Source organism: Kitasatospora sp. NPDC003701, assembly GCF_053587085.1.
Window position 1 is genome coordinate 49,232 of record NZ_JBSFNM010000060.1, and the last position, 9,058, is coordinate 58,289.

8 protein-coding genes are annotated in these 9,058 nt (G+C 72.1%); 2 read left to right on the top strand and 6 right to left on the bottom strand.

What is annotated here, in order from left to right; genetic code table 11:
- Nucleotides 1-11: 11 nt before the first annotated feature.
- Genes ACWDRR_RS36175 through ACWDRR_RS36195 form a run of 5 tightly spaced genes read right to left on the bottom strand, consistent with a single transcriptional unit; the run spans nucleotide 12 to nucleotide 5,680 of the window.
- Entirely contained in the window at nucleotides 12-794 is a 783-nt protein-coding gene (locus ACWDRR_RS36175; protein WP_449776516.1) for a 3-oxoacyl-ACP reductase, read from the bottom strand.
- The gene (locus tag ACWDRR_RS36180) at nucleotides 791-2,164 is read right to left on the bottom strand and encodes an aldehyde dehydrogenase family protein (protein WP_449776517.1); all 1,374 of its coding nucleotides are present in this window, start codon (nucleotides 2,162-2,164) and stop codon (nucleotides 791-793) included. Before ACWDRR_RS36180 ends, ACWDRR_RS36175 begins: the two co-directional genes overlap by 4 nt.
- Complete coding sequence (locus ACWDRR_RS36185) at nucleotides 2,161-2,862, bottom strand: gamma-glutamyl-gamma-aminobutyrate hydrolase family protein (RefSeq protein WP_449776518.1); 702 nt, start codon at nucleotides 2,860-2,862, stop codon at nucleotides 2,161-2,163. The genes ACWDRR_RS36180 and ACWDRR_RS36185 overlap by 4 nt, the downstream gene beginning before the upstream one ends.
- Nucleotides 2,859-4,217 (bottom strand): glutamine synthetase family protein, encoded by a 1,359-nt coding sequence (locus ACWDRR_RS36190; RefSeq protein ID WP_449776519.1) that lies wholly within the window; start codon nucleotides 4,215-4,217, stop codon nucleotides 2,859-2,861. The genes ACWDRR_RS36185 and ACWDRR_RS36190 overlap by 4 nt, the downstream gene beginning before the upstream one ends.
- Nucleotides 4,214-5,680 carry an amino acid permease gene (locus tag ACWDRR_RS36195; protein WP_449776523.1) on the bottom strand — a complete coding sequence of 489 codons (1,467 nt, stop codon included), beginning with the start codon at nucleotides 5,678-5,680 and terminating at the stop codon, nucleotides 4,214-4,216. Before ACWDRR_RS36195 ends, ACWDRR_RS36190 begins: the two co-directional genes overlap by 4 nt.
- A gap of 434 nt (nucleotides 5,681-6,114) precedes the next feature.
- Between ACWDRR_RS36195 and ACWDRR_RS36200 the strand changes: the two genes are divergently transcribed.
- Both ACWDRR_RS36200 and ACWDRR_RS36205 read left to right on the top strand, forming a co-directional pair.
- The gene (locus ACWDRR_RS36200) at nucleotides 6,115-6,843 is read left to right on the top strand and encodes a FadR/GntR family transcriptional regulator (protein ID WP_449776520.1); all 729 of its coding nucleotides are present in this window, start codon (nucleotides 6,115-6,117) and stop codon (nucleotides 6,841-6,843) included.
- 224 nt (nucleotides 6,844-7,067) lie between these two features.
- Complete coding sequence (locus ACWDRR_RS36205; RefSeq protein ID WP_449776521.1) at nucleotides 7,068-8,222, top strand: alpha/beta hydrolase family protein; 1,155 nt, start codon at nucleotides 7,068-7,070, stop codon at nucleotides 8,220-8,222.
- A gap of 24 nt (nucleotides 8,223-8,246) precedes the next feature.
- On the opposite strand, the gene ACWDRR_RS36210 is transcribed toward ACWDRR_RS36205, so the two are convergent.
- Complete coding sequence (locus ACWDRR_RS36210) at nucleotides 8,247-8,627, bottom strand: TipAS antibiotic-recognition domain-containing protein (protein WP_449776522.1); 381 nt, start codon at nucleotides 8,625-8,627, stop codon at nucleotides 8,247-8,249.
- Nucleotides 8,628-9,058: the final 431 nt, after the last annotated feature.

Genomic DNA, 9,058 nt, shown 5'->3' on the forward strand with positions numbered 1-9,058 from the left:
ACCGGCAGCGGCTACTGCCACTCCGGAGTGACGTACGCGCCCGAGATGCCGCCGTCCACCAGGAAGGTGTTGGCGGTCATGAACGAGGAGTCGTCGCTGGCCAGGAAGGCGACGGCGGCGGCGATCTCCTCCGGTTCGGCGAACCGGCCGAGCGGGATGTGCACCAGCCGGCGGGCGGCCCGCTCCGGGTCCTTGGCGAACAGCTCCTGCAGCAGCGGGGTGTTGACCGGCCCCGGGCAGAGCGCGTTGACCCGGATGCCCTCCCGGGCGAACTGCACACCCAGCTCGCGGGACATCGCGAGCACGCCGCCCTTGGAGGCGCTGTAGGAGATCTGCGAGGTGGCCGCGCCCATCACCGCGACGAACGAGGCGGTGTTGATGATCGAGCCCTTGCCCTGGCGTCGCATGTGCGGGATGGCGTACTTGCAGCACAGGTAGACGCTGGTCAGGTTGACCTCCTGGACCCGCCGCCAGGCGTCCAGTTCGGTGGTCAGGATGGAGTCGTCGTCGGGCGGCGAGATCCCGGCGTTGTTGAAGGCGATGTCCAGCCGGCCGTAGTGGTCGACGGCCTGCTGGTACATCGCCTCGACCGCGTCCTTGTCGGTCACGTCGGCCTGCACGAACAGGCCGCCGACCTCGTTGGCCGCCTTGCTGCCGGACTCCTCGTCGAGGTCGACGCAGACCACCTTGGCGCCCTCGGCGGCGAACCGCTTGGCGGTGGCCAGGCCGATGCCGCTGCCCGCGCCGGTGATGACCGCCACCCGGCCGTCAAGTCGCTCGGTCATGCTCATCATTCCTCCGTGGAGATGAAGACGTTCTTGGTCTGAGTGAAGGCGTCGAGGGCGTCCGGCCCGAGCTCACGGCCCAGTCCGGACTGCTTGAACCCGCCGAACGGGGTCGAGTAGCGCACCGAGGAGTGCGAGTTGACGGAGAGGTTGCCCGCCTCCACCGCGCGGGAGACCCGCAGCGCCCGGCCGACGTCCCTGGTCCAGATCGAACCGGACAGGCCGTAGTCGGTGGAGTTGGCGATGCGCACCGCCTCCTCCTCGCCGCGGAATGGGACCACGGCCACCACCGGCCCGAAGATCTCCTCGGTGAAGGCCCGGTCGTCGTGCCGCACGGGTGCCAGCACGGTCGGCGGGTACCAGAAGCCCGGGCCGTCGGGGGCGGTGCCGCGGAACGCGACCGCGGAGTCGTCGGGGACGTAGGAGGCCACCCGGGCCCGGTGGGCGGCCGAGATCAGCGGCCCCATCTCGGTCTTCTCGTCGGCCGGGTCGCCGACCCGCACCCCGCGCACGGCGGTCTCCAGCAGCGCCATGAACTCCTCGTGCACGGACGCCTCGACCAGGATCCGCGAGCGGGCGCAGCAGTCCTGTCCGGCGTTGTCGAAGACCGCGTAGGGCGCGGTGGCGGCGGCCCTGGCCAGGTCGGCGTCGGCGAAGACGATGTTGGCGCTCTTGCCGCCGAGTTCGAGGGTGACCGGCTTGACCTGGGCCGCACAGCCCGCCATCACCGACCGGCCGACGGCGGTGGACCCGGTGAAGACCACCTTGCGGACGGCGGGGTGGGTGACGAAGCGCTGTCCGACCACCGTGCCGCGCCCGGGCAGGATCTGCAGGACGCCCTCGGGCAGGCCCGCCTGCAGGGCGAGTTCGCCGAGCCGCAGCGCGGTGAGCGGGGTGAGCTCGGCCGGTTTGACGATGACGGTGTTGCCGGCCGCGAGTGCCGGGGCCAGGGCCCAGGCCGCGATCGGCATCGGGAAGTTCCACGGCACGATGACACCGACCACGCCGAGCGGTTCCTGGAAGGTGATGTCCAGGCCGCCGGCGACCGGGATCTGCCGGCCGAACAGCCGCTCGGGGGCGGCGGCGTAGTACTCGATCACGTCCCGGGCGTTGCCGGCCTCCCAGCGGGCGTTGCCCACGGTGTGGCCGGCGTTGGCGACCTCCAGGGCCGCCAGGTGTTCCCGGTCGGCGTCGACGGCGGCGGCGAAGGCGCGCAGCAGCCGGGCCCGGTCGGCGGGAGCGACCCGGCGCCAGGTCTCGAAGGCGGCTCCGGCCCGCGCGATCGCGGCGTCGGTCTCGGCGAGCGAGGCCAGTTCGACGGTGGTGATCACCTCCTCGGTGGCCGGGTTGATCACCTGGTAGGGGTCGGGTTCGGTCATCTGCTTGCCTCCTTGCGGCTGGCCGCGGTGAACGCCTCGAACAGTCGGGGGTCGTCCGGGTCGGTCTCGGGGTGCCACTGGACGGCCACGGTGAAGGTGCGGCCGGGCAGTTCGAGCGCCTCGACGGTCTCGTCGGCGCTCCAGGCGGTGGCCAGCAGGCCGCCGGCGACCCGGCCGACCGCCTGGTGGTGGTAGCACGAGACCTGCGCCGTGGGCCCGAGGATCCCGCCGATCACGCTGTCGGGCCTGGTCACCACCTCCTGCCGGAGGTAGCTGGCCGGCAGGGTCTGGTGGCTCTCGTCCGGCAGGTGCTGGACCAGGTCGCCGCCGAGGGCCACGTTGAGCAGTTGCAGGCCGCGGCAGACGCCGAGGACCGGCAGGTCGCGGTCGAGGGCCGCGGCCAGGAGCTCCAGCTCCCAGCCGTCCCGGTGCGGTTGGGGTCGGCCGGTGCGCGGGTGGGGGTCGGCCCCGTAGCGGGCGGGGTCGATGTCGGCGCCGCCGGCGAGCAGCAGCCCGTCGAGCGCGCCGATCAGCCGTTCGACGCCGCCGGCCTGGGGCGGGAGCAGGACGGGGGTGCCGCCGGCCCGGGAGACGGCGTCGAGGTAGGTCTGCGGCAGGACGGCCGCCGGCTGGCGCCAGACGCCCCAGGCCGCCTCGTCCAGGTAGCTGGTGATGCCGATCAGCGGGCGCACGGTCACAGCCGCTCGAATCCGCGGCGCCGCTCCCAGTCGGTCACCGCCGCTTCGTAGGCGGCCAGTTCGGTCCGGCCGGCGTGGGTGTAGTGCTCGACGACGTCGGTGCCGAAGGCCTCGGCGGCGGGCTTGCTGCGCTCGAACGCGTCGATCGCGTCGCGCAGCCCGGACGGCACCCGGGGTGCGTCGGAGGCGTACGCGTTGCCGGTGAACTCCGGCTCCAGCGGCAGCTGCCGCTCGATCCCGTACAGGCCGGCCGCGATCAGGGCGGCGACCGCGAGGTACGGGTTGACGTCCCCGCCGGGGACCCGGTTCTCGAACCTCAGCGAGGGGCCGTGGCCGACCACCCGCAGCGCGCAGGTGCGGTTGTCGCGGCCCCAGGCGATGGCGGTCGGGGCGAAGCTGCCCGGCACGTACCGCTTGTAGGCGTTCACGGTCGGGGCGAGCAGCAGTGCGAAGTCCGCCAGGCAGGCGAGTTGGCCGGCCAGGAAGTGCTCCATGGTGCGGGAGAAGCCGTGCGGGCCGTCGCCCGCCATCACCGACCGTCCCTGCTCGTCGCGCAGGCTGAGGTGGATGTGGCAGGAGTTGCCCTCGCGCTCGTTGTACTTGGCCATGAAGGTGAGGCTGACCCCCTCCTGCGCGGCGATCTCCTTGGCTCCGGTCTTGTATACGGCGTGGTCGTCGCAGGTGGTGAGCGCCTCGCCGTACTTGAAGGCGATCTCGTGCTGGCCCGGGTTGCACTCGCCCTTGGCGGACTCCACGGTGAGCCCGGCGCCCGCCATGCTGTTGCGCAGCCGGCGCAGCAGCGGCTCGATCCGCGAGGTGCCGAGGATGGAGTAGTCGACGTTGTACTGGTTGACCGGGGTGAGCCCGTGGTAGTCCTTGTCCCAGGCCTGCTCGTAGCTGTCCCGGAAGACGATGAACTCCAGTTCGGTGCCGACGTAGGCGTGCCAGCCGTGGGCGGCCAGCCGGTCCAGCTGGCGCCGCAGGATCTGCCGCGGGGAGACGCTGACCGGTCGGCCGTCGTGGTGGTGCACGTCGCACTGGACCATGACGGTGGCGGGGTGCCAGGGCACGGCCCGCAGGGTGGTGAGGTCGGGGGTGAGGACGAAGTCGCCGTAGCCGCTGTCCCAGGACGAGATCCGGTAGCCGTCCACGGTGTTCATGTCGATGTCGACGGCGAGCAGGTACCCGCAGCTCTCGGCCGAGTTGGGGACGACGTCGCTGAGGAAGTACTCGGCGGCGATCCGCTTGCCCTGCAGACGGCCCTGCATGTCGGTCATGGCCAGCACGACGGTGTCGACGCTGCCGTCGGCGACCAGCGCCTCCAGCCGGTCGAGGGTGAGCCGGGAGGCGGTCATGAGGTCTCCAATTCGTCGGCCGGGGAGTTCTTCCCGACCGGCAGTTCCTGGCTGCCGGTCGCGGGGGCGTCCTGGATCCGGGGGCCGGTGAACCAGTGCCGGGCGGAGGCCAGCCACCAGAGGCCGGCGAACCCGAGGACCACGGCGACCGCCACGGGGGTGTAGTTGAAGCCGGCGGCGGTGACGGGACTGGCGGTCGGCAGCATGAACAGCACGGTGATCACGGCGGTCCAGCCGACCGCGACGCTGCCGACGACCCCGCTCCAGCGGCCGAGGTGCCAGGGACCGCGGGGGAACGCCCGGCCCTGGCGCAGCCGCAGGTACACCGGGATCACGTAGGAGAGGTAGAGGCCGATCACCGAGATCGAGGTGACGGCGGTGTAGGCGGTGGTGTTCCACAGGGCCGGCAGCCCGAGCAGCAGGGCGCCGCCGGTGGCCAGCCAGACGGCGTTGGTAGGGGTCTGGGTGCGGGGGTCGATCCGGTGCCAGAGCCGGGAGCCGGGCAGCGCGCCGTCTCGCGAGAAGGCGTAGATCATCCGGGAGTTGGCGGTGACCGAGGCCATCCCGCAGAAGAACTGGGCACCGATCACGATCAGCAGGAGCAGCTTGGCTCCGGTCTGGCCGATCGCGTCGATGAAGATCTGCGCGGGCGGGACGCCGGTGGAGCTGCCGAGCGCCCCCGCGTAGTCCTGGATCGCGAAGGTGATGCCGAGCAGGAGGATCCAGCCGGCCACCAGCGAGACCACGATGGCGTTGACGATGCCGCGCGGTCCGGAGCGGGCTGCGTCGTGGGTCTCCTCCGTCATGTGCGCGGAGGCGTCGTAGCCGGTCAGGGTGTACTGGGCGAGCAGCAGACCGAGCATGCCGACGTAGAAGTTGTTCCGGAAGCCGGTGTTGTTGACGAACTCGGTGAACACGAAGGACGCCGGGGCGTGGTGGCTGGGCAGCAGGGCCAGCGCGCCCACGATCACCGCCACGCCGACCAGGTGCCACCAGACGCTGACCGTGTTGAACAGGGCCACCAGCCGGACGCCCCGGGTGTTGAGCAGCCCGTGCAGCAGCAGGATCACCGCGAAGATCTCCACGGTGTGGGCGGTCGTGGCGGCGAACCCGAACTGGAGGTCGAGGAAGGCGTTGGTGAAGAAGGCCGCTCCGTAGTCGACGCCCGCGGTGACGGCCACCTGGCCCATGAAGTTGAACCAGCCGGTGAACCAGGAGGCGGCGGGCCCCTTGCGGCGGGACAGTTGGGCGGCCCAGTAGTAGAGCCCGCCCGCGGTCGGGTAGCTGGAACAGATCTCCGCCATCGCGAGGCCGACGCAGAGGGTCATCAGCCCGACCAGCGGCCAGCCCCAGACGATCATGGCGGGGCCGCCGGTGTTCATCCCCATTCCGTAGAGGGTGAGGCACCCGGAGAGGATCGAGACGATGGAGAAGGAGACCGCGAAGTTGGAGAAGCCCGACATCGAGCGGGCCAGCTCCTGGGTGTAGCCGAGCTCGCGCAGCCGCTGCTCGTCCTCGGACAGCCCGGGGGCGACGGATGCGGAGGCGGGCGCGGTGGCGACCGGTGCGGAGGCGGGCGCCCCGACTGCGGATGCGGAGGCGGATGCGGTGACGGGCGCGGTGGCGGAAACGGTCTTGGAATCGGCGGGAAACACTGCTCTGACAGGTTGGTCGGCCGGGCTGGAGCCGACCTGTTCTTCGGACGTCATGCGCACCCCTGGGGAATGAGGCGGGGACCGGCACGGGCGCCCACGTCGTCGTGGTGCGCCACCCTTGCGCTCCAATGGCCCGAAAGCAGACCATTGGAGCCGTGTGCAGCATCGTTCACCCCTGGCCACCCCGACGTCAAGAGCACTCCCCCGACCGGGTTCCACCGGCCCCCGGGTACGATCACCCCGTGGAGGCACAGGTGGACCGGCAGCTCGACAGCGTCTTCCGACCCGTCCGCACCGGCAACGCCTTCGAGGAGACCGTCGAGCGGATCCTCCAGGCGATCAAGCTCGGCGTGGTCGGCCACGGTGACCGGCTCCCCGCCGAACGCGATCTCGCCGCCCGGCTGAACGTCAGTCGAGAGACCCTGCGCGAGGCCCTGCGCTCGCTCCAGCAGGCCGGCTGGGTCGAGGCCCGCCGCGGCCGCTACGGCGGCACCTTCGTCACCTACCGGCTGCCCGCACCCGACGTCGGCGAGCTGCGCCGCGCCGCCCGGGACCTCGGCGCGGAACTGGAGGACGCGCTCACCCTGCGCCTGGTCCTGGAGGTCGGCGCGGCCGAACTCGCCGCCCGCCGCGACCTGACCGACGAACAGCAGGCCTACCTGCGGCAACGGCTCACCGACGCGGACGGCGCGAGCCCCGACGAGTACCGGCAGTGCGACTCCCGCTTCCACCTGGCGATCGGCGAACTCACCGGCTCGCCCTCGCTCGCCGCCGGCATCGCCGAGGCCCGGATCCGGCTCAACGACCTGCTCAACGCCATCCCGATGCTCGGCCGCAACATCGACCACGCCTCCGACCAGCACCGGGCGATGACCCGGGCCATCCTGGCCGGCGACGCCTCGGCCGCCCGCCGGGCCACCGAGGAGCACCTGGAGGCGACCGCCGCACTGCTGCGCGCCTTCCTCGGCTGAGCGACGGCCGATCGGCCACGGGTCGGTGCGGAGCTCGCCCCCGCACCGGAGCAACGGCTCCGGCGAGCGGATCCGGCGGGCACCGGCACCACCGGGCCCGGGGCACGCATCACCGAACGGCCCCTCTCCTCCCCGGGGTTGACCCTCTCCCCCTGCGGGATGACGGGACCGTCCGCATCTGAGGCGACGTCAACCGCCGCCGTGGGCACCTAGCGTGACATGCCATGAAGCACCTGCGGACCGCCGCTCGCGCCATCGCCACCGCGCTCGCCGTACCACTCCTGCTCCCGCTCGCCGGGGCGGGAACGGCCCTCGCGGCACCGGCCCCACCGGGTGTCGCGGCCTCGCGATCCACCCCGGCCGGCCTGCCGCGCCCCACCGGCCCGTACCCCGTCGGCCGGGACACCCTGCACCTGGTCGACGAGAGCCGGCAGGACCCCTGGGTCCCGGCGGCGGGCGCCCGGCAGCTGATGCTCTCCCTCTACTACCCCGCCCGTCCCGGCACCGGCGGCCCCACCCCGTACCTGACCGCCGAGGAAGCACGGCTGCTGCTCCAGGACACGCCGGGCGCCGCCAACGCCGGGCGGCTCACCACCCTGCACACCTGGGCGCGGACCGACGCCCGCCCCGCGCCCGGCCGGTACCCGCTGATCCTGCTCTCCCCCGGCTTCGGCCTCCCCCGGGCCACCCTCACCGGCCTCGCCGAGGAGCTGAGCAGCCGCGGCTACGTGGTGGCGGCGATCGACCACGCCTACGAGGCCGCCGGCATCACCCTGCCCGACGGCCGCACCCTGCCCTGCGCCATCTGCGACGACCCGCTCCACAAGAGCCCGCTGGTGACCGCGGGCCGCGCCACCGACGTCTCCTTCGTCCTGGACCGGCTCACCGGCCGGCATCCCGCCTGGAGGTACGCCGCACTGATCGATCCCCGGCGCACGGCCATGGCCGGCCACTCCATCGGCGGGGCCGCCACCGCCACCGCCATGGCCGCCGACCCGCGCATCCGGGCCGGGGCCGATCTCGACGGCACCTTCTTCCCCTCGATCGCCCCCGGCGGCCTCGACGGCCGACCCTTCCTGATGCTGGGCGCGGAGGACGGGGTGAACGACCCGACCTGGCGGGACTCGTGGGCCGCGCTGGACGGCTGGAAGCGCTGGGTCAAGGTCGCCGGCTCCGACCACGGCAGCTTCTGCGACGAACCCGTGGTGCTGGCACGCACGGGCATGCCCCAGTCGGCCCAGCTGTCCCCGACCCGGGCGGAGGAGATCACCCGCGCCTACGTGGCGGCCTTCTTCGACCTGCACCTCAAGGGCGTGCCGCGACGGCTGCTCGACCACCCCTCCCCCGCCTACCCCGAGGTGACCGTCCAGCGGCCGTAGCGGCCAGCGGCCCTGGATCCCGCGCTACGCGGCGAAACCGACCCCGCGGTCAGCGAATACCCGCATGGCCCCGCCCAGGAATTCCACCATCTTGGGATGGTAGGAATTGTGGAATTCCCTCATGCCGTCGTCTTCTGCGTACAGGAGCGCCGTGCCGACGTAAGCCTCCCTGGTGGGGCTGTAGAACCGGCAGGTTATGTCGAAGTGCCTGCGAACGAGCTCCTGGATCTGTCGGTCCCCGGGCAGGGAGTCGTCCAGGCAGGCCGCGATCTCCCTGTACAGCACGTCCCAGTCCCGATGGACCTGGTCCTTGTCCACGTGCGCCCAGTTGTTCGTCTCGGCAAGGCTCTTCGCCTGCTCCTCGGCCAGCGAGCGGCGGCACTCGTCCTCGTACTGATTTCCCATGGCACCGATCCTCGTACTTCCACGCCGCTTCAGCGGATTCCCCGAGAGGCGATCCGAATTCCGGCATTGGCCAACTGTTGATCCAGGCGAACAGTGACACACGCCCACCGGGTCGGCAATCCATTTGATTGAGCCCGGATCCAGGACTTCGGCCCGGCCCCCGGACGCCCGGGGCCGGCCGGAGCCACCACGCCGGCGCGGGCCGCGCCCCGCCCGCCCGGAATTCGTCGCGGTGAGTCACGCCCGACCTGCTGCGAGTGAGGGCTGTGGTGCGGGCCACCCCGACCCGGGTCACCGACCCGCGATTCCGGCACGGGCGGCCGAGGACCCGTCACGCACCGTCGACGATGTGCCCGGCCTCACAGCACCGAACCTGTGGCGCGGACCACTCCGAGGCCCTGTTCGATCTTGAAAAATGGGGCATTTGCCTT

Coding starts and splice junctions, on each gene's coding strand:
- ACWDRR_RS36175 (WP_449776516.1), bottom strand. CDS start 794: ATGATGAGCATGACCGAGCGACTTGACGGCCGGGTGGCGGTCATCACC.
- ACWDRR_RS36190 (WP_449776519.1), bottom strand. CDS start 4,217: ATGACCGCCTCCCGGCTCACCCTCGACCGGCTGGAGGCGCTGGTCGCC.
- ACWDRR_RS36205 (WP_449776521.1), top strand. CDS start 7,068: ATGAAGCACCTGCGGACCGCCGCTCGCGCCATCGCCACCGCGCTCGCC.
- ACWDRR_RS36210 (WP_449776522.1), bottom strand. CDS start 8,627: ATGGGAAATCAGTACGAGGACGAGTGCCGCCGCTCGCTGGCCGAGGAG.
- ACWDRR_RS36195 (WP_449776523.1), bottom strand. CDS start 5,680: ATGTCGGGCTTCTCCAACTTCGCGGTCTCCTTCTCCATCGTCTCGATC.
- ACWDRR_RS36180 (WP_449776517.1), bottom strand. CDS start 2,164: ATGACCGAACCCGACCCCTACCAGGTGATCAACCCGGCCACCGAGGAG.